This is a genomic window from Amycolatopsis regifaucium (assembly GCF_001613935.1).
In the GTDB taxonomy this organism is placed as follows: domain Bacteria; phylum Actinomycetota; class Actinomycetes; order Mycobacteriales; family Pseudonocardiaceae; genus Amycolatopsis; species Amycolatopsis regifaucium.
The window spans coordinates 577,436-597,294 of sequence record NZ_LQCI01000003.1 but is presented as its reverse complement, the minus strand read 5'-3'; the positions used below and the strand labels follow the sequence as shown (position 1 = coordinate 597,294).

Below are 19,859 nucleotides of genomic sequence, written 5' to 3'. Positions count from 1 at the left end.
GAAAGGGAACTGATGAGTATCGCGTATTGGTCCACAATGGACACGAAGATCGGTCCGTTCACCGCCGTGGTGGCGGGTGACGGGGCCGTGCTCGCCTCGGGCTGGACCGGCGACGTCGGCGAGCTGACGTCGCTGATCTCGCCGTCACTGGCTCCCGGCGAGGTGAAGCAACGACGAGATCTGGGGCCGGTGAGCACGGCGATCCGCCGGTACCACGACGGTGATCTCGACGTCGTCGCCGACATCGAGGTTCGGCAGCGGTCCGGCGCTTTCCGTGAGCACGCTTGGGAAATCCTTCGGAAGGTGCCAGCCGGTGAGCCGGTGAGCTATGCGGAATACGCGGCGCTGGCGGGGAGTCCCTCGGCGGTGCGGGCGGCCGCCTCGGCATGCGCGAAGAACGCGGCGGCGCTGTTCGTGCCCTGCCATCGGGTGGTGCGGACCGGTGGGGCGGTGGGAAACTTCCGGTGGGGTGTTCCGGCGAAGCAGTGGCTGCTGACCCACGAAGCCGCCTGAACTCGTCCCTCAAGTGACATGAAAGGCCCTTCATTGCAAATTTTGCGATGAAGGGGCCTTTCATGTCACGAGAGAACGGGTCTAGGCGGCGTGGATCTCCACCGAAGAGCCCGTACGCGACTTCCGGACCCGCAGCCGCGTCGGGATCCGCTGCCGCAGCTCCTCGACGTGCGAGACCAGCCCGACCACGCGCCCTCCGGCGCGAAGCTCGTCGAGGATGTTCATGACGATATCGAGCGTTTCGGCGTCCAGGGTGCCGAAGCCCTCGTCGATGAACAAGGTGTCCAGCAGCGCGCCGCCGGTTTCGGCGGCGACGACATCGGCGAGCCCCAGCGCTAGCGAGAGTGACGCGAGGAAGGACTCGCCACCCGAAAGCGTCTTCGCGGGCCGGACGGTGCCGGAATAGTCGTCGAGCACGTCGAGACCGAGCCCGCCACGGGTGCCGCGGGCGCCTGCCGCGTCCGAGTGCACGAAGGAGTAGCGGCCCTGGCTCATCGTCCGCAGGCGGTGGGTCGCGGCGACCGCGACCTCTTCCAGCCGGGCGGCGAGGACGTACGAGCGCAGCGACATCTTCCGCGCGTTCTGCCCGCGTCCGTTGACCACCTCGGCCAGCGCCTTCAGTTCGAGGTACCGCTCCTCGACCGGCGCCAGTTCCGCCATGACCGACGCCATCCGCTCGGACAGTCCGGTCAGGTCCGTGTGCCGCGCCGTGGCCGTCCGCAGTGCCACGAAAGCCTGTTCGGCCTCGCCCCGCGTGTCCCGCGCCGCTTCCTCGGAGGCGGCGACGTCGATTTCATCCTCCGGCGAGATGCCGAAGAGTTCCGGTTCGGCCAGCGCGCGCCGCTCGGTCTCCTCCATCACCTTCGCGTCGGCGAGGCTGGTCTCCAGTTTCGTGATCTGTTCTTCCGGCCGAGCCGCGGCACGCATCTCGTCCAAATCCGTGAAGCCCTTGGCACGCAACGCTTTCTCGACCAGCTTCGCTTGCTCGTCGCGGCGTTCGCGGGCACCGGCGACGCCGATTCGCGCTTCGGCGAGCGCGTCGAGGCGGCTCGCGAAGCCGAGCAGGTGCCGCCGTCGCGCGGCGACGTCGGCGAACTCGCCTCGGGCGCTTTCCAGCCGTCGTTCCCGTTCGGCCAGCCGTTCCGTGAGGCCTCGGAGCTCGGTCGCGACCTCGACCACCCGCCGCTCGGCCACCCCGCGCTGATCGGTCAGCCGCTCGATCGTCTTCTCCAGTTCGAGGAGTCGCGTCTCGAGAGCAGGCTTGCGACGAGCCGACTCCGACAGCGACGCGACCAGTTCCCGCGCCTCGCCGAGGCCGGTCCGCACCGTCTCCGCGGTGTGCTCACCCAGCCGCTCGACCAGGACCGTCAGCCGGTTTTCGGCTTCCAGCAACGCGGCTTTCGCCTTCTCGCGCCGCCCGTCGGCCTGTTGCTCCGCGAGTTCGGCGCGACGTTCGTCTTCGGGATCGACCAGTCCGCCGGTGTGCTTGGCGGGCGTCGGATGTTCGGTCGCGCCGCAGACCGGGCAGTTCTCGCCCGCGTGCAGCCCGGCGGCGAGTTCGGCCGCCATCCCGTCGAGACGGCGCTCGCGAAGATCCAGGCGATGCTGACGGGCCCGCTGGTGGACGTCCACGGCTTCGCTGACCGTCATACGGGCTCGCTCGACGGCTTGCCGCGCGTTCGGCAGCTCGTCGGCGTCGCGGAGCAGCGCGGACAGCTCGTCGACGCGGGTACGCACGCCGTCGAGTTTCGCTTCGGCTTCCGCGGCCGCGGCCACCTCGGCACGCACTGCCGCGACCTTCTCCGGTGCCGAATCGAGTTCGCCGGCGAAATTTTCGGCCTGCTTCTTCGCCTTTTCCGCGGCGGCGTTCAGCTGCTCCCGGCGGACCAGATCCCGTTGCTGCTGCTCGCTTTCCGCCACGAGTTCGGCGAGCGCCCCGGCCTCCTCGCGCAAACCACCGGCACGCGCGCGAAGTTCGACGGCGGAGCTGTCCTCGGCATCAGGCACTTCGCGGGCCCGGAGGGCTTCCGTGGCCTCGGCCTCCGCGAGCTGCTCCAGTCTGCGTTCGAGGAGATCGGCCTCCGCGACCACGCCTGCCGCACGATGGGCCGCCTCGACCTCTTCCGCCCACTCCGCGCGCTGCCCCGCCTGTTCGGCGATCGCCGCGAGCCGGGTGTACGCGGTCCGCACCCGGCGGATGCGTTCGGCGGTGGACCGGTTCTCCTGCCAGATCGCCTCGGCGGTCTTGGCCGCCGTCCTCGCCTTGGCTTCCCGTTCCCGTGCCTCGGCGACGCGCTGGGCCGATTCGGCGAGGACCGCGTCGATCCACTCGGCCTGTCCCTCTTCGGGCGCTTCCTGCTGGGCGACCTGCGCGAACCGCGCGACCCACTCCCGCAACGACTGCTGCCGCGCCTGCAACTCCCGGCCGCGTTCGGCGCGCAGGTTCGCGAACCAGTCTTCGACGTCGGCGAAGCGCTCGGTGCCGAACAGCCGCTCCAGCAGCTCCTCCCGTTCGGCCGTGTTCGCGCGCAGGAAGCGCGCGAATTCACCCTGCGGGAGCAGCACCACCTGGAAGAACTGCTCGTGCGTCATGCCGATGAGCCGCTCGACCGTGCGCGCGACCTCGTCGATGCGGGTGATGCCTTCGGCGACATGCCCGGCGGGCACCGTCCCGACCCAGTTCAGCACCGCCTTCGCCTGCTGGACGGTCATTCCTTCGCCGCGCCGCTTGGGCCGCTGGTACTCGGGGTTGCGCGCGATCCGCATCCGCTGGCCCTGCACGGTCAGTTCGAGGACGACCTCGGTGACCTGGTCGGGCTCGGCGAGATCGCAGCGCAGCCGCTTGACCTCGCCGCGAGCGCCGGGGACCGTGCCGAACAACGCGAACGCGATGGCGTCGAGCAGCGTCGTCTTCCCCGCGCCGGTGTCGCCGTGCAGCAGGAACAGGCCGTCGGCGCCGAGCGCGTCGAAGTCCACCACCTCACGGCCCGCGTACGGGCCGAAAGCGGCGACCTCCAGCCGGTGCAACCTCATACTTCGCGCTCCCTGCCCGCGGCGCCGAGAGCGGCCAAGACGAGGCGCTCCTCCCTCTCCGACGGCGCCGAGCCGCGGCAGTCTTCGAGGAAACTCCGGGTGATCTCGACGTCGGATCGTCCTCGGACGGCTTCGGCGTACTTCAGCACCGCGCCGTCGTGCCCGCCTTCCGGCTGCCAGTCCATGTGCACGGCGTACGGGAACCTCTCACGCAGTTTGCGCATGGCGTCGATCGGGCGGACCCGGTCGGTGACCGTGAAGGAGAGGAAATGTTCGGTGAGATCGTCGTGCGCGGGATCCGACAGGAGGTCGGCCAGCTCGCCGCGGAGCATCGCGAGCCGCCGCGGAACCGGCAGTTCGTGGCGCCGGACCTCGGCGAGGCCGTCGGCGTCGAGGTCCACGAGCCACACCGATTTCCGTTGGCGTGTCTCGGAAAACGAGTACGCCAGCGGACTGCCCGAGTAGCGCAGATGCTCGGCGAGGGTCTGCGGCCCGTGCAGGTGGCCGAGTGCGACGTAATCGACGCCGTCGAACACCGACCCTGACACCTGCTCGACGCCGCCGACCGCGATGGTCCGCTCGGATTCGGTCGGCTCGCCGCCGGTGACGAAGGCGTGCGCGAGCACCACGGACCGCGTGCCGGACGGCCGCCCGGCGAGATCCGCGCGGATCCGCCGCATCGCCTCGGTGAGGACGCCGGTGTGGCCGCGGGACTCCGGCACGCCGAGCGCGTGACGCGCGGGCTCCGGTTCGAGGTACGGAATGCCGTAGAGGGCGACTTCGCCGTGTTCGTCGGGCAGCAGCACCGGCTCGGCGAGGCCGTCGATCGTGGCGCGCAGGTACAGCCCGCCCGCCGCGGCGAATTCGGCGAAGGCGCCCAGCCGCGGCGCGGAGTCGTGATTGCCCGGCGTCATCACCAGCTTGGCCCCGGCCTGGCGGAGCCTGCCCAGCGCGGTGGTGGCCACGCGGACGGCCTCCGCCGACGGCACCGCGCGGTCGTAGATGTCCCCGGACACGAGCACGACGTCGACCGACTCGGTGACCACGAGTTCGGCGAGGTGGCCGAGCACGGCTTCCTGTTCGGCGAGCAGATCGGCGCCGTGGAAGGTACGGCCGATATGCCAGTCGGACGTGTGCAGGAGCTTCACGCAGCCCAAGGTAGGGCCGCGCACCGGCCGGAGGGCGGAGGCGCGCCCTTGGTGCGGCCGAGGTTTCCGACACGCCGGGGACGGCGCAGGTCAGATACGGAGCGCGACGGAGCCGTCCGGTTTTTGTCGGTGGGTTCCGCCATGATGTCCCCCGACTCGGATCCGGAAGGGAGGTACCGGTGGCGACGGTGATCACCACCGCGGCCGTCGTGCTCGCATTGCTGCTGCTCGTGGCCGTCGCGCTGCTGTGGCGGCTGTACAACGACGGGATGCGGCGGGCGGACGCGGCGGCGAAACTGGTCGCCGCCGAGCGGTCCAAGCTCGACCAGCAGCAGCTCGCGCTGCGCCGGTACGAGGTGGCGTTCGCCTCGATCAGCGGACGCGGTGAACTGGGCGAACAGGTGCTGCTGGAGACCGCCCGCGCGCTCGGGCTCCGCGAGGAACTGCACTTCACCCTGCAAACGGATCTCGCGGGCGGCGGCGCGGCGAAACCGGACATGGTGCTGCGGGTCGGCGGCGGCCGGACGGTGCCGGTCGACGCGAAGGCGAGCATGGCCTGCTGGGCCGAAGCGGTCGAGACCGACGATCCCGAAGAACGGCTGGACGCGTTGCGCGTCCACGTCCGGCAACTACGGTCCCGGGCGGCCGAGCTGGCGGGCAAGGGCTACCAGCGCTGGGCCGACGCGATCTACGGGACGATCATGTTCGTCCCCTCCGACGCGGCCGTGGTCGCCGCGCTGGACACCGATCCGGAACTGCTGCGCTGGATGCTGGACCGGCGGGTCTTCCTCTGCGGGCCGACCGGGTTCGCCGTACTGGCGTCCGCCGCGCTGTTCGCCGCGACCGAGCGGGCACTGGTCGAGGACGTCGAGCAGGTCCGCGCCGGCGCCGCGGCCGCGCACCGGGCCGCGGGCAACGCGGTCGACGCGCTGAACCTGTCGAGTACCCATCTGCAGCGCTTCATCTCGGCACGACGGCGGGAGCTGGAGGCGCTCGAGAGCTTCCGGAGCACGGTCTCCCCGTTGACGGACGCGGCCGGCAGCCCGGCACAGGTGCCGCTCATCAGGAAGGCGGACGAACTTCCTGCCTCCTGAGTGAACCTTCACCACCTGCGGTTTCCGGAACCGGAGGCTCCATTTCGCCCCCGGTGACAACCTTGTCGCACCCTCACGCGTACTCCCTCCAGGAAGAGCCCGGGCAGTCCGTCCGGGTGGTCCGGAATGACCACTACCAGGCGATAGACATACCGCCTGTTGGCGGTATGTCCGCAGCTTGGATATACGGTGGGGCCTGTGACCGCGATTCGCGATCGCCAGAGCGATCCTGATGCCGACGACGTCCCCGTTGCCTGGGACGAGCGTCCGCTCGTCGGCGCCAGGCGTGGGCTGCCCTGGTGGGCGGCCGTCCTGGTGGGCTTCGGGCTCGCCATTCTTGGCGCCTTCGTCGACATGATGCTGCAGAAGGACCTGGGCCTGCTGTTCAAGGCGTGCTACGCGCTCGGCGCGGTGGCCGCCGTGGTGGCCGTGCAGCGCCGGGGGCTGTTCGGCCCGATGGTGCAGCCGCCCCTGGTCCTCGCCGTGACCGTCCCGGGGGTCATCCTCCTGACCTCGGACGGCAGCAAGGGTACCGACCTGCTGTCCAGAGCCGTCGACGTCGGCGGCCCGCTGATCAACGGCTTCCCGACGATGGCCATCACCACCGGCGTCACCTTGGCGATCGGGATCTTCCGGATCTATCGCGAGCGCGATCCCGACGCCCCGGTGAAGCTGAAGTCGAGCGCGAAGCCGGAACGCCGCGACGAGGCCAAGCCCCCGGCCAAGCCCGCCGCCGCGGGCCGTGGCCGTCCGGCCTCCCGGACCGGCCAGACACCGCCCCCGCCGTCGCGCCGTGGTGCGCCGCGGGACGACGCGCCACCGCGCCGCCGTCCCGTCGACGACGAGCGCCGTCCTCGCCGCGACGCCGAGCCCGGCGCCCGCAAACCGCCGCCCCCGGGACGTCAGCCCCGTCGGCCACGGCCTCCCGAGGACGGCGAGCCCCGTCGCCGCGACCCGCGTGCCGAAGGCGCTCCCGGTGCCCCGCGCCGCCGTCCGCCGCGTGGGGACGATCCGCGCCGCGGTGGTCCGCCGCCTCGCCGTCGCCCGTGGGACGACGAGCGGTGAAGCAAGGGACCTTTGCTCTCGCCTGAGCTGCTGAACAGCGAAAAGGGCCGCCCGAGAAGTTCTCGGGCGGCCCTTTTCGCGTAGCGGGTGTCAGGCCTTCGCGGCCTTACGCAGCTCGTGCGGCAGCGCGAACGCGATCTTCTCGTTCGCCGTGGTGACCTCGTCGACGTTGTCCCAGCCGCGCTCGGCCAGCCACGCCAGCAGGTCCATGACCAGCACTTCCGGCACCGAAGCGCCGCTCGTGACACCGACGGTCTCGACACCTTCGAGCCACGCTTCGTCGACCTCGTGCGCGAAGTCGACCAGGTGCGACGCGCGCGCCCCCGCCTTCAGCGCGACCTCGACCAGCCGCTTCGAGTTGGACGAGTTCGTCGAGCCGACCACCAGCACCAGGTCGCACTCGGCGGCCATCGCCTTGACCGCGACCTGACGGTTCGTGGTGGCGTAGCAGATGTCGTCGCTGGGCGGGTCGGCCAGGCCCGGGAACTTGTCCCGCAACTGGTCGACGCGCTCCATGGTCTCGTCAACCGAAAGGGTGGTCTGCGAAAGCCAGATGACCTTCGAGGGGTCGCGGACCTCGACCTTGTCGACGTCCTCCGCGGTGTCGACCAGCTGCACCTTGTCGGGAGCTTCGCCGGCGGTGCCTTCGACCTCTTCGTGGCCTTCGTGGCCGATCAGCAGGATGTCGTAGTCGTCCTTCGCGAACCGGTTGACCTCCTTGTGCACCTTCGTCACGAGGGGGCAGGTCGCGTCGATGGTCCGCAGGTTGCGCTCGGCCGCCTCGGCGTGCACCGCGGGCGAGACGCCGTGCGCGGAGAACACCACCAGCTCGCCTTCCGGCACCTCGGAGGTCTCGTCGACGAAGATCACCCCGCGTTCGCGCAGGGTCTCCACGACGTGCCGGTTGTGCACGATCTCCTTGCGCACGTACACCGGCGCACCGTAGAGCTCGAGTGCCTTTTCGACGGCGATGACCGCGCGGTCGACCCCGGCGCAGTAGCCGCGAGGCTTCGCGAGCAGGACACGTTTGCCACCTGCCGGCACACCGGACTCGGTGATCGTCGGACTGCCGGCGGGCGTGATTCCGGGACTCGCAGAACTCATGCCCCCAGGGTACGGGCTGGCCCCGGGGCAACTCGCACTCACGTTCAGGTGACCTGCGAACCCCTCGAAAGTATGTGCGTGGCATCACGTCCGGTGAACCGACCCACCCGTTCGGTTGGGCAGGATGGACCGGATACGGCAGGCTAGACGTATGAAGCCTCTCCCGCTCCCCCTCCGGGTCGCCGCGGGCCTCGCCGTCACCACCGCCGAGCGGGTTCGCGAACTTCCCAAGCAGCTCACCGGGCTCCCCGTCACGGTGGTCAGCCAGGTGCTCCAGTTCTCCATGCGCGTCCAGCAGCACGTCACCGAGCTCGCGATCAAGGGCGACGACGTGCTGTCGGGCCTTCGCCCGGTCGAAGACACCCCCAGCTGGGCCACCTTCGACGAAGACCTCCCGCCCGAGGTGAACGAGCGCCGGTACGAACGTGACTCGTGTGTGGTCCCGCTGCGTGAGGAGGCCGAGGTCCCCGAGCCGCGTGCCGAGGCGAACGGGCATCTCCGCGACCTCGAACAGCTCACCGAAGACCCGTGGGCCGAGGAGGAGCGCGCGCTCGCCGAGGACCACGCCGACGGCGAGTTCGACAGCGTGAAGGCGCCCGTGACCTCCGGTCCGGCCGGGCTGGACGACTACGACACGCTCACCCTGCCGCAGCTGCGGGCCCGGCTGCGCCGGTTCGATCTGAGCCAGCTGGAAGAGCTGCTGACCTACGAACGCGCGAACGCCGACAGGCCGTCGTTCGTCGGCATGCTCGCGCGCCGCATCGGAAACGTGAAGAAGACCGAGAGCGACGGCGACAGCGCGGAAGGCCAGTGAGCGCCGAACCCACCGCCGCGGCGGCGGGTCCGTCCACCACCGCCGAAAACCCTTGGCCGGTCCGCACGGTCGCCCGCAAGGTCGGCGAGTGGATCAACCGGCTCGGCGCGGTCTGGGTGGAAGGTCAGGTCACGCAGATCTCGGCCCGCCAAGGCACCAACACCGCCTTCCTGACGCTGCGCGACCCGTCCGCGGACGTCTCGATGTCGGTGACCTGCCCGATGGGCCTGCTGCGCACGATCGAACCGCCGCTGCGCGAGGGCGCGAGTGTCGTGGTGCACGCGAAGCCGACCTTCTTCATGAACCGCGGTTCGCTGAGCCTGCGCGCCAACGAGATCCGCGCGGTCGGCATCGGCGAACTGCTCGCGCGGATCGAGCGGTTGCGGCGGCTGCTCGCCGCCGAAGGTCTGTTCGCGCCCGAGCGCAAACGCAAGATTCCCTTCCTGCCGAGGGGAATCGGGTTGATCACCGGCCGCGCCTCGGCGGCGGAGCGCGACGTGCTGGTGAACGCGCAGGCCCGCTGGCCGCATGTCGCGTTCAAGGTGATCAACACCGCCGTGCAGGGGTCGCTCGCCGTTCCGCAGATCCTGCATGCACTGTCCAAATTGGACCGTGACCCGGACATCGACGTCATCGTGATCGCCCGGGGCGGCGGCAGCGTGGAAGACCTCCTCCCGTTCTCCGACGAGGCGCTGTGCCGCGCCGTCTCCGCGGCCGGGACCCCGGTGGTCAGCGCCATCGGGCACGAGCCGGACACCCCGCTGCTCGACCACGTCGCCGACCTCCGCTGCTCGACGCCGACCGACGCCAGCAAGCGGATCGTGCCCGACGTCCGCGAGGAGACCCAGCGCGTCCACCAGCTGCGCGACCGCGGTCGCCGCGCCCTGCACGGTTGGGTGGACACGCAGGTCAGGCTGCTGAACCAGATGCGCAGCCGTCCGGTGCTCGCCGACCCGCTCGGCCCGATCCAGCGGCGGTCCGACGACGTGGAGATCCACCGCGAGCGCGGACGCCGCGCGATGCTCACCCTGCTCGCCAAGGACCAGGCGGAGATCGCCAGCGCCCGCGCCCGGCTGACCGCGCTCGGCCCGGCGGCGACCCTCGAACGCGGCTACGCGGTGGTCCAGTACACCGACGCCGAAGGCAACCTCCAGGTACTCCGGTCCGTCTCCGAAGTCGCGGACGGCGCGAGCCTGCGCGTCCGCGTGGTCGACGGCGCGATCGGCGCCGTCGTCGCGGCCGAGGCGGAGGAGAAGCTTTGACGGGGAGTTTCCTGCCTTTGACCGTCGACGCCGCGAAGCGCGCCGACGCCCCCGAGGTGCTGCGCCAGGCCCTCCTCACCGACCGTGCGGCCGCCGAATGCTGGACGGTGCTGCTGGCGGGCTGTGAGTTCTCGACCAAGCGGGATCTCGACGCCCGATTGCGCAAGCTGTCGGAGGCCACGGCCGAGCACGTCGGCACCCGTTGGTGGTTCGCGGACGGGGCCGGGCACCGCAAACGGGTGGCGCGAGCGCAGGAAAACCTCGTCGCGGCGATCGCGGAGGGTGACGGACAGGAGTTCGCTCTCGCCTTCGTGGGTTACGACAACGCCATGGCCGGCGCGGTAGTGTGCGCGGGTATCGGCAAGCATCGACGTCCGGTAGAAGGAAGCACAGCGTGAGCAAACCCGGTGGCGAGACCGCCGAACTCGGCTACGAGCAGGCCCGCGACAGACTGGTCGAGGTCGTCCGCGAGCTCGAAGCGGGCGGACTGTCCCTGGAGCAGTCGCTCGCTTTGTGGGAAAAGGGCGAGCAGCTGGCGAAGGTCTGCGAACACCACCTCGAAGGCGCGCGCGAGCGGATCGAGGCCGCGCTGTCGTCCGTGGAAGAAGAGACCAGCAACGGTCAGTGACGTTCACCATGCTCTCCGAGTCGCCGATGCACGGCGGGTATCTGAGAGACTGGGACCCCGCCGAGTTTCCTGACCCGGGAGGCCTCATGCCCACCCCCACCTCGTCCGCCGGCTCTTCTCGACGCCCTGAAGCGCCTGACCGCAACCTCGCGATGGAGCTGGTCCGCGTGACCGAAGCCGCCGCGATGGCCGCGGGCCGCTGGGTGGGGCGCGGGGACAAGATCGGCGGTGACGGCGCCGCCGTGGACGCGATGCGCCAGCTCGTCTCGACCGTGTCGATGCGCGGTGTCGTCGTCATCGGCGAGGGTGAGAAGGACGAAGCCCCGATGCTGTTCAACGGGGAAGAGGTCGGCAACGGCGACGGGCCGGACTGCGACGTCGCGGTAGACCCGGTCGACGGGACGACCCTGATGGCCAAGGGCATGCCGAACGCGCTGGCCGTGCTCGCGGTCGCCGAACGCGGCGCGATGTTCGACCCGTCCGCGGTCTTCTACATGGAGAAGCTCGCCGTCGGACCGGACGCCGCCGGCAAGGTCGACCTGGCCGCCCCGGTCGCGGAGAACATCCGACGGGTCGCGAAGGCCAAGAACTCCAGCGTTTCCGACGTCACCGTGTGCATCCTCGACCGGCCGCGCCACGAGCGGCTGATCAAGGAGGTCCGCGACGCGGGCGCGCGGATCCGCTTCATCTCCGACGGCGACGTCGCCGGCGCGATCGCCGCGGCCCGGCCGACCACCGGCGTCGACATGCTGCTCGGCATCGGCGGCACCCCCGAAGGCATCATCGCGGCCTGCGCGATGAAATGTCTCGGCGGCGAACTGCAGGGCCGCCTGTGGCCGAAGGACGACGCCGAGCGCGAGAAGGCACTGGCCGCGGGCCACGACCTCGACCGCGTGCTCGGCAACGACGACCTCGTCCGCGGCGACAACGTGTTCTTCTGTGCCACCGGCGTCACCGACGGCGACCTGCTGCGCGGCGTGCACTACCGCGCCGGCGGCGCGACGACCCAGTCGATCGTGATGCGGTCGAAATCCGGCACGGTCCGGATGATCGACGGCTACCACCGGCTGACCAAGCTCCGCTCGTACTCGTCCGTCAACTTCGACGGCCACCTCGACGATTCGCTGGAAGACGACGTCGTTCCCCCGCTCCCCTAAGGAGAATCCGTGCTGAAGCGCGTGCTCGTGGTCCTGCTGGCGGCGATGGTCTTGACGCCGGCCGGGCAGGCCACGGGCGCGGGCGACCTCGTCGGCGGCCGAGAGGCCGACGAGCCGTATTCGTTCATCGTGTCGCTGCATTCGGCCTCCGGTAAGGCTTTCTGCGCCGGGACGCTGATCACGGCGGACTGGCTGGTGACCGCGGGACACTGTGTCGAAGGCAAGAACGCCGCGACGCTGAGCGCACGGATCGGCAGCAACGACAACACCGTGGGCGGCGAGATCGCGAAACCCGCCGAGATCATCGTGAACCCGTCCTACAACCCGGTGCCCGACCACGCGGGCGGTGACCTCGCGCTGGTGCGGCTGGCCGCGCCGGTGAAGTCGGCCCCGATCTCGATCGGCGCGACCGTGGCGCCGGAGACGCCGACGCGGCTGCTCGGCTGGGGCCAGATGTGCCCGACTTCGGGCTGCGACAAGGGCACGGCGAAGCTGCAGCAACTGGACACGAAGATCGTCGAAGGCGTGCGCTGCACCGCGAAGTTCGACGGCGCCGTCGAATTGTGCACCGACAACCCCGGCGGGAAGTCGGGTTCGTGCTACGGCGATTCCGGCGGACCGCAGATCGCCAAGGTCGCCGAGAAGTGGGTCCTGCTGGGCACGATCAGCCGTCCGGGCAACGCGGACCCGGTCTGCGCGACCTCGCCGTCGATCGCGACCTCGGTGGTGGCTTACGCGCAGTGGATCGCGGAGAAGATCACGCCTCCGGGTCCGCCTGCCTGAGGGGGTGGCAGGCCCGACGTAGTACATGATGGCCCCCTTCCTTGCGCCTAGCGCAAGGAAGGGGGCCATCATGTACTGGCCGTCACCGGCGTGACCTCGCCTTGCGCGCGCTACTCCGCGTTACTGGAGTGACCGGGGAACAGGTGCGCGTCCGGGTCCAGCAGCACCGCGATGTTGTTGACCGCCGTCGCCGCCTCGCCGAAACCGGTCGCGATCAGCTTGACCTTCCCCGGATACGCCGCGACGTCGCCCGCCGCGTAGACCCGCTCCCGCGGGGTCGCCATGGTCGAGTCGACGGTGATCGCGCGGTGGTCGATCCGCAGCCCCCAGCTTTCGATCGGGCCCAGGTCCGCGGTGAAGCCGAGCGCGGCCACCACCGAATCGGCGGGCAGCACCTCGGGTTCGGCGTCTTTGGCCTGGACCTCCACCTCCGCCAGCGCGCCGTCGCGGTCGAGGAAGCGGGTGACTTCGGCGTCGGTGATGATCCGCACGCCGAGTTCCCGCGCCTGCCGCACGATCGATTCGGCCGCGCGGAACCGCGCGCGCCGGTGCACGAGGGTGACGCTCGCGGCGACCGGATGCAGGGCCAGCACCCAGTCGAAGGCCGAGTCCCCACCGCCGACGACGACCACGTGCTGGCCGGCGTGCGCCCGCAGCGACGGGACGAAATGAACCATGCCGCGGCCGAGCCAGCCCTCCCCGGCGGGTAGCGGACGCGGGGTGAATTCCCCGATTCCGGCGGTGATCAGCACCGCCCCGGCGCGCAGGACCTGTCCGCCATCGAGCGTGATGGTGATGCCGCCTTCGACACTTTCGAGTTTTTCCGCCTTGCGGCCGAGCAGATACGTGGGCTTCCACGGCGCGGCCTGGTCGAGCAGACCCTGTACCAGATCCCGGCCCCGGATCTCCGCGAAACCGCCGACGTCGTAGATCATCTTTTCGGGGTACATGGCGGTGACCTGTCCGCCCGCCTCCGGCAGCGAATCGACGACGGCCATCGAAAGGCCGCGGAATCCCGCGTAGTAGGCGGCGAACAAACCCGTCGGACCTGCCCCGATGATGACGAGGTCGTACGACGTTTCCCCAGCGGACTCGCTCATTCGGCACTCTCCCGGCCAGTGGTGGGCGGCGTGATCGAGAACACAATCGATCCTAGCCCTCGCGTGCCGAAAGACACGGAGCGCGCCAGGTGTCCCTGCGCGAAACTTGAGGCATGGCTGAACAGGAATACCGGATCGAACACGACACCATGGGCGAGGTGCGCGTCCCCGTCGACGCCCTCTACCGCGCGCAGACGCAGCGCGCCGTCGAGAACTTCCCGATCTCCGGCCGGGGCCTGGAGCGCGCCCAGATCCGCGCGCTCGGCCTGCTGAAGGCCGCGGCCGCGCGGGTCAACGCGAAACTCGGTGTGCTGGACGCCGAGGTCGCCGAGGCCATCGCGAAGGCCGCCGACGAGGTCGCCGAGGGCAAGCACGACGCGCATTTCCCGATCGACGTGTTCCAGACCGGTTCCGGGACCTCGTCGAACATGAACGCCAACGAGGTCATCGCGACGCTCGCGTCGAGGACGCTCGGCCGCGACGTGCACCCGAACGACCACGTCAACGCCTCGCAGTCCTCGAACGACACCTTCCCGACGACGATCCACGTCGCCGCGACGGAAGCCGTGCTGTCCGACGTCATCCCGGCGCTGGAGTACCTGGCCGCCGCGATCGAGACGGGGGCGGCCGAGTGGGCGGACATCGTGAAGTCCGGCCGTACGCACCTGATGGACGCCGTCCCGATCACCTTCGGCCAGGAAGCCGGCGCGTGGGCGTCGCAGGTCCGGTTCGGTGTCGAGCGGCTGCGTTCGGGTCTGCCGCGGCTCGGTGAACTGCCGATCGGCGGCACCGCGGTCGGTTCCGGGCTGAACGCGCCGGAAGGTTTCGGCGCCGCTGTCTCGCAGGAATTGGCTTCGGTCACCGGCCTCCCGCTGACGGAGGCGCGCGACCACTTCGAGGCGCAGGCGACGCAGGACAGCGTCGTCGAGACCTCCGGACATCTGCGCACGGTCGCGGTGTCGCTGAACAAGATCGCGAACGACCTGCGCTGGCTGGGTTCCGGCCCGCGCACCGGGCTCGCCGAACTCGCGCTGCCCGATCTGCAGCCGGGCTCCTCGATCATGCCGGGCAAGGTGAACCCGGTGATCCCGGAGGCGACACTGCAGGTGGTCGCCCAGGTGATCGGGAACGACGCGGCGGTCGCCTTCGCGGGCGCGGCCGGCAACTTCCAGCTCAACGTGAACCTGCCGGTGATCGCGCGCAACGTGCTCGAATCGGCGCGGCTGCTCGCGGCGGTTTCGCGACTGCTGGCGGACAAGGTGTTCGCGGGGGTGACGGTGAACGCCGACCGCGCGCGGGAGTACGCCGAGGGTTCGCCGTCGATCGTGACGCCGCTCAACAAATACCTCGGCTACGAAGAAGCCGCCGCCATCGCGAAGCAGGCGCTCAAGGAGCTGAAGACGATCCGCGAGGTCGTGCTCGAACGCGGTCACGTCGCCAACGGCAAGCTGACGGAAGCGCAGCTGGACGAAGCACTCGACGTGCTCCGCATGGCGCGCGGCGGCCGTTAAGCACCGAGGGCGACCACCGCCGCGTAAACCGGCGAGGCGAGTGAAGCCGCCAATCCGCCGGATGGCGGCGGCTCGGGGAAAAGGTGCAGCCACGTCAGCACCGGGCCGAGCAGCATCGCGTGCACGAGCGCCGGATCGGGCCGTCGCGAGAGTTCCCCTCTCTCGACGGCCCGATCCAGCATCTGGACCAGATATCCGCGTTCCCGCCCGAGGAAGACCTCGCCGAACCGTGCTTCCAGCACGGGATCCGCCCGGACGTCGGCGAGCAGCGACGGCAGCGCCCGCCGCAGTTCCGGACCGTCCAAAGAGGACTCGATCACCCCGAGGACCGCCGCCACGTCACCCCGCAGCGAACCGGTGTCCTCCGGCGGCGCCAAGTCCGCCGCATGGATCACCGCGGTGAACACGAGTTCCGCCTTCGACCGCCACCGCCGGTACACCGCGGCCTTGCCGACCCCCGCCCGCGCCGCGACCGCGTCGATCGTGCAGCGCTGGTAACCGGTTTCGGCCAGCAGCGCCCGCACGGCTTCGCGGACCGCGTCGTCGATGCCCTCTTCTCTCGGCCTGCCTCGCACCATGCACCCCAGTTTACGAGACTGCCAGTTCCATATATTGTCCGGGGATGACCTGGACCAGAACCTCCCGCGAAATCCTGCCCTGCTCGCCGTCCGCGCTCTGGGCCCCGTTGGCCGACTTCACCCGGTGGCCCGACTGGGATCCCGACCTCGTCGCCGTCGAACTCCACGGGCCCGCCGAGGTGGGCTCCACTGGATCCCTCGTGCCGACCGGAGTGCGCGGCCGCGCGCACTCACGGGTCGCCGAGCCGTTCACGATCACCTCCCTGACCAAGCACCGCGAGATCGCCTTCCGTCAGCCGATTCCCTTGGGCGCCATGACTCTCGTGCTGAGTCTGACCGCGGTCGACGGCGGGACGGAGTTCGTCCAGAAGGTCACCTTCGACGGGCCGCTGCGCTCGGTCATGGTCGCGGTCATCGGCGGCGACGTCGTGAAGCATTTCGACGTCAAATGCGCCAGGCTCGTCGAGCTTGCGGCGGCGCAGGCCGATCACGACGCCTGAGGACACCAGCGCGACCCCGATCACCTGGGTGAACCGGAAATCCTGCATGCCGAGCAGGAGCGAGACGGCGAGCCCGGAGACCGGCATCAGCCCGACCAGCACCCCGGCCCGGTCCGCGCCCAGTGCGGAAACCGCCGAGTACCAGAGAAGAAACGCGATCGCGGTGACGACGACCGTCAGGTAGCCGAGCGCGAGCAGTTCACGCCCGTCCGGCCACGCCCAGGCGCCGGACGGGTCGGCGATCGTGCCGACGACGGCGCCGCCGACACCGGCGGCGAAACAACTCCAGGTCGCGGTCGCCAACGGCCCGAGCCGCTCGAGCACGCCGACGGCGAGCAGCGTGAACAGCGCTTCGCACACCATCGCCAGCGCCGCGAGCACCAGTCCTTGCCAGCGCGCCGCGCCGCCACCGGACAGGACGGCGATCCCGAGTCCGGCGAGCACCGCCCCGGTCACCGGCGCCCACGAGGGCCGTTTCCCTTTCGCCAGCGGGCCGGCGAGCGCGAGCACGAGCGGTGTGCCGCCGAGGAACGCCGCGACCAGACCGGGTTCGGCGTAGCGCTGCGCGAACAGCAGGCAAGCCTGGAACCCGATCATCCCCGTCGCCGCGAGGGCGAGCAGCGACGGGGCGTCGCGCGCGCCGGGCGGCGGCAACGGGCGCCCGCTCAGCCGCGCCCACGCCAGCAGGATGACTCCCGCCAGCGCGTAGCGCAGCGCCTGGCCGGTGATCACCGGATAACCGTCGAGCATTCCCGTCACCGGCACGGACGCGCCGACGACCAGCACCCCCAGTACGCCGATCGTCACGCTTCTTCGTTCGCTGTCCATGCCTCCACGATGTCGGCCGATTGGTCCGAGGCACAGGGCCAGAACACGTCAGAGCAATAGGGCCATAAGTCGACGCAACCGCGTGCCTGGGCCTGACAGGACCAGGCACGCACCCGGCCCCGTCCGGGATACTCGTGGACATGACCGACACGGCCGAACTGGGCGATTTCCTCAAGGCGCGCCGAGCCGCGCTGGACCCGGCGGACCTCGGGCTGCCGACCGGGTTCAACCAGCGGCGGGTCGCCGGACTGCGGCGCGAGGAGCTGGCGCAACTGGCCGGGATCAGCGTCGACTACTACACGCGGCTCGAACAGGGCCGGGCGCGCAACGTCTCCGATGCGGTCCTCGAATCGCTGAGCCGGGCGCTACGGCTGCACCGCGACGAGGAGACCTACCTCCGCAACCTGGCCGCCCCGAAACGCAAACGCGTCGCGCGGCCGCGAGCGCAGCGCGTCCGGCCGGAACTGCAGACGATGCTGAACGCGCTCCACTCACCCGCGTTCGTCTTCGGCCGCTATCTGGACGTCCTGGCCTGGAATTCGCTCGGCAGTGCGCTGTCGTTCGACTTCGCCGCCTGCGCTCCCGGCGAGCGCAACATCCCGAAGATGTTCTTCCTCGACGAGAACGCGCGGGAAATGCATCCGGAGTGGGAGACCGTGGCGAAGGAGGTCGTGGCGAACCTGCGCTCCGAGAGCGGGAAATACCCGGATGACCCCTATCTCGCGCAGCTGGTCGGCGAGCTTTCCCTCGGCAGCGAGGAGTTCCGGAAGCTGTGGGCGAAGCACACCGTGCGTGAGAAGGCGCACGCGTGGAAGGTGATGATCAACCCGATCGTGGGGGAACTCCGGCTGCGCTACGAGACACTGCGGCTGCCCGACGACCCGGACCAGGCACTGGTGATCTACACCGCCGAGCCCGGTTCCGACAGCGACCGAGCGCTCGGTCTGCTCGCCAGCTGGGTCGCGGATCCCGCCCACGCCTGAGCACTTGCCGGGTCATGAGCTCGTCCACCCCTTCCCAGTACCTCGATCAGGCTTCAGCGCGAAAACTGTCGGTGTCCGGGGTCATGATGGACCCATGTTGCTCACCGCGGTGGTGACCGCGTCGGCCGAGCTGGCCGCCACCAGGTCCCGGAAGGCGAAGATCGCCACCCTGGCCGCGCTGCTGCGCGCCGCCGGTGAGCTGGAGCTGCCCGCCGTGGTCGCGTTCCTCACCGGACAACCGACGCAGGGCCGGATAGGCACCGGCTGGCGGACGCTGGCCGAGTTGAACGCCACCCCGGCCACCGAACCGTCGTTGACCGTGGCGGAGGTCGACACGGCGCTCGGCACGGTCGGGGCCGCCTCCGGTTCGGGCTCGGTGAAGCTGCGCGCGGAGACGTTGCGGGCGCTGTTCACCAAGATGACCAAGGCCGAGCAGGAGTTCCTGTTCCGGCTCCTCACCGGTGAACTGCGGCAGGGCGCCCTCGAAGGGATCATGGTGGACGCCATCGCGGCGGCGGCCGAGCTCCCGGTGGAGGACGTCCGGCGGGCGTTCATGCTGTCCGGACAGCTCCCGGTGACGGCGCTCGCGGCGATGACCGGCGGGCAAGAGCGGCTGGCGGAGTTCAGGCTGGCTCTGGGCAGGCCCATCCGGCCGATGCTGGCGTCCCCGGCGGAGTCGCTGGACGAGGCGATCACCGAGCACGCCGAAGCCCTGGTCGAGTACAAGATGGACGGTGCGCGGATCCAGGTCCACCGCGACGGCGACGAGGTGCACGTCTACACCCGGACGCTGCGGGAGATCACCGGCAGCGTCGCCGAACTGGTGGAGCTGGTGCGTTCGCTGCCGTGTTCGTCGGTGGTCCTCGACGGCGAGACGCTGGCACTCACCGACGACGGCAGGCCGAGGCCGTTCCAGGAGACGATGAGCCGGTTCGGCAGCACACGCGAGGAGCAGGTCAAGGCGTTGCTGCTGCGGCCGTACTTCTTCGACTGCCTGCATCTCGACGGCGTCGACCTGCTGGACGCGCCGCTGTCCGAACGGAACGCCGCCCTGCGGAAGGTCGCCGGAGAGCACGTCATCCCCGGCGAGGTCGCGCCCGCGTCGGCCGAGGAGGTGCTGGAAGCGGCGATGGCCGCCGGGCACGAGGGCGTGATGGTCAAGGATCTCGCGTCGCCGTACGCGGCGGGGCGCCGCGGGCGCGCGTGGCTCAAGGTCAAACCGGTGCACACGATCGACCTGGTCGTGCTGGCCGCGGAATGGGGGCACGGCAGGCGCACCGGCACGCTCTCGAACCTGCATCTCGGCGCGCGCGATCCCGACGGCGGACCGCCGATCATGGTCGGCAAGACGTTCAAGGGCATGACCGACGAACTGCTGGCCTGGCAGACGAAGACATTCCAGGAGATCGAGACCCACCGCACGGAGTGGACGGTGCACGTCCGGCCGGAGATCGTCGTCGAGATCGAACTCGACGGCGCCCAGGTGAGCACGCGGTATCCGGGCGGGCTGGCGCTGCGGTTCGCGCGGGTCGTGCGCTACCGGCCCGACAAGGAGGCCGCCGACGCCGACACCATCGACACCGTGCGTGGCCTCCTCAAACCCGGCAATTAGTCCTCTCCATGCGGTCCTTGCGCGTGCAACTACCGCATGGAGAGGACTAATCGCGTCTGGTCAGTCCATCGCCGCCACGTCGGGACCCGATGTGCGGCATTTCCCGGTGGCGTCCCGCCCCGATCGAGTGGTGGATTGCGCTGGTG

General features: G+C 70.2%; 18 protein-coding genes and 1 pseudogene. 13 read left to right on the top strand and 6 right to left on the bottom strand.

Going from position 1 to position 19,859, the window contains the following annotated elements; genetic code table 11:
* Positions 1-12 precede the first annotated feature (12 nt).
* A complete protein-coding gene (locus AVL48_RS06635) occupies positions 13-513 on the top strand; it encodes a methylated-DNA--[protein]-cysteine S-methyltransferase (RefSeq protein ID WP_061986042.1) in 501 nt (166 codons plus the stop codon).
* An 81-nt stretch (positions 514-594) separates the two neighbouring features.
* Here the strand turns inward: AVL48_RS06635 and AVL48_RS06630 are convergent, their stop codons facing one another.
* Positions 595-3,546 carry an AAA family ATPase gene (locus AVL48_RS06630; RefSeq protein ID WP_061986043.1) on the bottom strand — a complete coding sequence of 984 codons (2,952 nt, stop codon included), beginning with the start codon at positions 3,544-3,546 and terminating at the stop codon, positions 595-597.
* Positions 3,543-4,694: an exonuclease SbcCD subunit D gene (locus tag AVL48_RS06625; protein WP_061986045.1), complete on the bottom strand. Its 1,152-nt coding sequence runs from the start codon at positions 4,692-4,694 to the stop codon at positions 3,543-3,545. The genes AVL48_RS06630 and AVL48_RS06625 overlap by 4 nt, the downstream gene beginning before the upstream one ends.
* 179 nt (positions 4,695-4,873) lie before the next feature.
* On the opposite strand from AVL48_RS06625, the gene rmuC reads away from it, so the two are divergent.
* Together rmuC and AVL48_RS06615 are read left to right on the top strand one after the other, a co-directional pair.
* Complete coding sequence (gene rmuC / locus AVL48_RS06620) at positions 4,874-5,788, top strand: DNA recombination protein RmuC (protein WP_061986047.1); 915 nt, start codon at positions 4,874-4,876, stop codon at positions 5,786-5,788.
* Positions 5,789-5,986: 198 nt separating this feature from the next.
* The gene (locus tag AVL48_RS06615; protein ID WP_063054087.1) at positions 5,987-6,853 is read left to right on the top strand and encodes a DUF6542 domain-containing protein; all 867 of its coding nucleotides are present in this window, start codon (positions 5,987-5,989) and stop codon (positions 6,851-6,853) included.
* Positions 6,854-6,943: 90 nt separating this feature from the next.
* Here the strand turns inward: AVL48_RS06615 and AVL48_RS06610 are convergent, their stop codons facing one another.
* Positions 6,944-7,957 carry a 4-hydroxy-3-methylbut-2-enyl diphosphate reductase gene (locus tag AVL48_RS06610; RefSeq protein ID WP_061986082.1) on the bottom strand — a complete coding sequence of 338 codons (1,014 nt, stop codon included), beginning with the start codon at positions 7,955-7,957 and terminating at the stop codon, positions 6,944-6,946.
* Between the two features lie 151 nt (positions 7,958-8,108).
* On the opposite strand from AVL48_RS06610, the gene AVL48_RS06605 reads away from it, so the two are divergent.
* The 6 genes from AVL48_RS06605 (at position 8,109) to AVL48_RS06580 (ending at position 12,601) form a co-directional block, all read left to right on the top strand.
* Positions 8,109-8,771 carry a lipid droplet-associated protein gene (locus AVL48_RS06605; protein ID WP_061986084.1) on the top strand — a complete coding sequence of 221 codons (663 nt, stop codon included), beginning with the start codon at positions 8,109-8,111 and terminating at the stop codon, positions 8,769-8,771.
* Positions 8,768-10,033, top strand: a complete 1,266-nt coding sequence (xseA, locus tag AVL48_RS06600; RefSeq protein ID WP_061986085.1) for an exodeoxyribonuclease VII large subunit — start codon at positions 8,768-8,770, stop codon at positions 10,031-10,033. Before AVL48_RS06605 ends, xseA begins: the two co-directional genes overlap by 4 nt.
* Positions 10,030-10,431: a hypothetical protein gene (locus AVL48_RS06595; protein ID WP_061986087.1), complete on the top strand. Its 402-nt coding sequence runs from the start codon at positions 10,030-10,032 to the stop codon at positions 10,429-10,431. The genes xseA and AVL48_RS06595 overlap by 4 nt, the downstream gene beginning before the upstream one ends.
* The gene (locus tag AVL48_RS06590) at positions 10,428-10,661 is read left to right on the top strand and encodes an exodeoxyribonuclease VII small subunit (protein WP_061986089.1); all 234 of its coding nucleotides are present in this window, start codon (positions 10,428-10,430) and stop codon (positions 10,659-10,661) included. The genes AVL48_RS06595 and AVL48_RS06590 overlap by 4 nt, the downstream gene beginning before the upstream one ends.
* 86 nt (positions 10,662-10,747) lie before the next feature.
* On the top strand, positions 10,748-11,818 hold the full coding sequence (glpX, locus tag AVL48_RS06585; RefSeq protein WP_037306507.1) for a class II fructose-bisphosphatase: 1,071 nt from the start codon (positions 10,748-10,750) through the stop codon (positions 11,816-11,818).
* Between the two features lie 9 nt (positions 11,819-11,827).
* Positions 11,828-12,601 carry a S1 family peptidase gene (locus tag AVL48_RS06580; RefSeq protein WP_061986091.1) on the top strand — a complete coding sequence of 258 codons (774 nt, stop codon included), beginning with the start codon at positions 11,828-11,830 and terminating at the stop codon, positions 12,599-12,601.
* Between the two features lie 110 nt (positions 12,602-12,711).
* Here the strand turns inward: AVL48_RS06580 and AVL48_RS06575 are convergent, their stop codons facing one another.
* The gene (locus AVL48_RS06575; RefSeq protein WP_061986093.1) at positions 12,712-13,701 is read right to left on the bottom strand and encodes an NAD(P)/FAD-dependent oxidoreductase; all 990 of its coding nucleotides are present in this window, start codon (positions 13,699-13,701) and stop codon (positions 12,712-12,714) included.
* 113 nt (positions 13,702-13,814) lie between these two features.
* Between AVL48_RS06575 and AVL48_RS06570 the strand changes: the two genes are divergently transcribed.
* Complete coding sequence (locus AVL48_RS06570; protein ID WP_061986095.1) at positions 13,815-15,212, top strand: class II fumarate hydratase; 1,398 nt, start codon at positions 13,815-13,817, stop codon at positions 15,210-15,212.
* Here the strand turns inward: AVL48_RS06570 and AVL48_RS06565 are convergent.
* Positions 15,209-15,790 (bottom strand): TetR/AcrR family transcriptional regulator, encoded by a 582-nt coding sequence (locus AVL48_RS06565; protein ID WP_061986097.1) that lies wholly within the window; start codon positions 15,788-15,790, stop codon positions 15,209-15,211. The two genes, AVL48_RS06570 and AVL48_RS06565, sit on opposite strands and share 4 nt — an antisense overlap.
* Positions 15,791-15,834: 44 nt before the next feature.
* Between AVL48_RS06565 and AVL48_RS40790 the strand changes: the two genes are divergently transcribed.
* Positions 15,835-16,290 carry an SRPBCC family protein gene (locus AVL48_RS40790; RefSeq protein ID WP_425266095.1) on the top strand — a complete coding sequence of 152 codons (456 nt, stop codon included), beginning with the start codon at positions 15,835-15,837 and terminating at the stop codon, positions 16,288-16,290.
* Here AVL48_RS40790 and AVL48_RS06555 read toward each other — a convergent pair.
* A pseudogene (locus AVL48_RS06555) lies at positions 16,288-17,118 on the bottom strand (DMT family transporter); the annotation flags it as partial. The gene AVL48_RS40790 and the pseudogene AVL48_RS06555 overlap by 3 nt on opposite strands.
* Positions 17,119-17,258: 140 nt before the next feature.
* Here AVL48_RS06555 and AVL48_RS06550 point away from each other — a divergent pair.
* Together AVL48_RS06550 and AVL48_RS06545 are read left to right on the top strand one after the other, a co-directional pair.
* Positions 17,259-18,101, top strand: coding sequence for a helix-turn-helix transcriptional regulator (locus AVL48_RS06550; RefSeq protein ID WP_061986103.1), 843 nt, complete (start codon positions 17,259-17,261; stop codon positions 18,099-18,101).
* Between the two features lie 94 nt (positions 18,102-18,195).
* Positions 18,196-19,713 carry an ATP-dependent DNA ligase gene (locus AVL48_RS06545; RefSeq protein WP_061986105.1) on the top strand — a complete coding sequence of 506 codons (1,518 nt, stop codon included), beginning with the start codon at positions 18,196-18,198 and terminating at the stop codon, positions 19,711-19,713.
* The last annotated feature ends 146 nt before the right edge of the window (positions 19,714-19,859 follow it).

Bases quoted from the DNA above. Each gene is read 5' to 3' on its own strand.
- AVL48_RS06545 (WP_061986105.1), top strand. From the start codon at position 18,196: ATGTTGCTCACCGCGGTGGTGACCGCGTCGGCCGAGCTGGCCGCCACC.
- AVL48_RS40790 (WP_425266095.1), top strand. From the start codon at position 15,835: ATGACCTGGACCAGAACCTCCCGCGAAATCCTGCCCTGCTCGCCGTCC.
- AVL48_RS06635 (WP_061986042.1), top strand. From the start codon at position 13: ATGAGTATCGCGTATTGGTCCACAATGGACACGAAGATCGGTCCGTTC.
- AVL48_RS06565 (WP_061986097.1), bottom strand. From the start codon at position 15,790: ATGGTGCGAGGCAGGCCGAGAGAAGAGGGCATCGACGACGCGGTCCGC.
- AVL48_RS06610 (WP_061986082.1), bottom strand. From the start codon at position 7,957: ATGAGTTCTGCGAGTCCCGGAATCACGCCCGCCGGCAGTCCGACGATC.
- AVL48_RS06550 (WP_061986103.1), top strand. From the start codon at position 17,259: ATGACCGACACGGCCGAACTGGGCGATTTCCTCAAGGCGCGCCGAGCC.
- glpX (WP_037306507.1), top strand. From the start codon at position 10,748: ATGCCCACCCCCACCTCGTCCGCCGGCTCTTCTCGACGCCCTGAAGCG.
- AVL48_RS06630 (WP_061986043.1), bottom strand. From the start codon at position 3,546: ATGAGGTTGCACCGGCTGGAGGTCGCCGCTTTCGGCCCGTACGCGGGC.
- AVL48_RS06605 (WP_061986084.1), top strand. From the start codon at position 8,109: ATGAAGCCTCTCCCGCTCCCCCTCCGGGTCGCCGCGGGCCTCGCCGTC.
- AVL48_RS06570 (WP_061986095.1), top strand. From the start codon at position 13,815: ATGGCTGAACAGGAATACCGGATCGAACACGACACCATGGGCGAGGTG.
- AVL48_RS06575 (WP_061986093.1), bottom strand. From the start codon at position 13,701: ATGAGCGAGTCCGCTGGGGAAACGTCGTACGACCTCGTCATCATCGGG.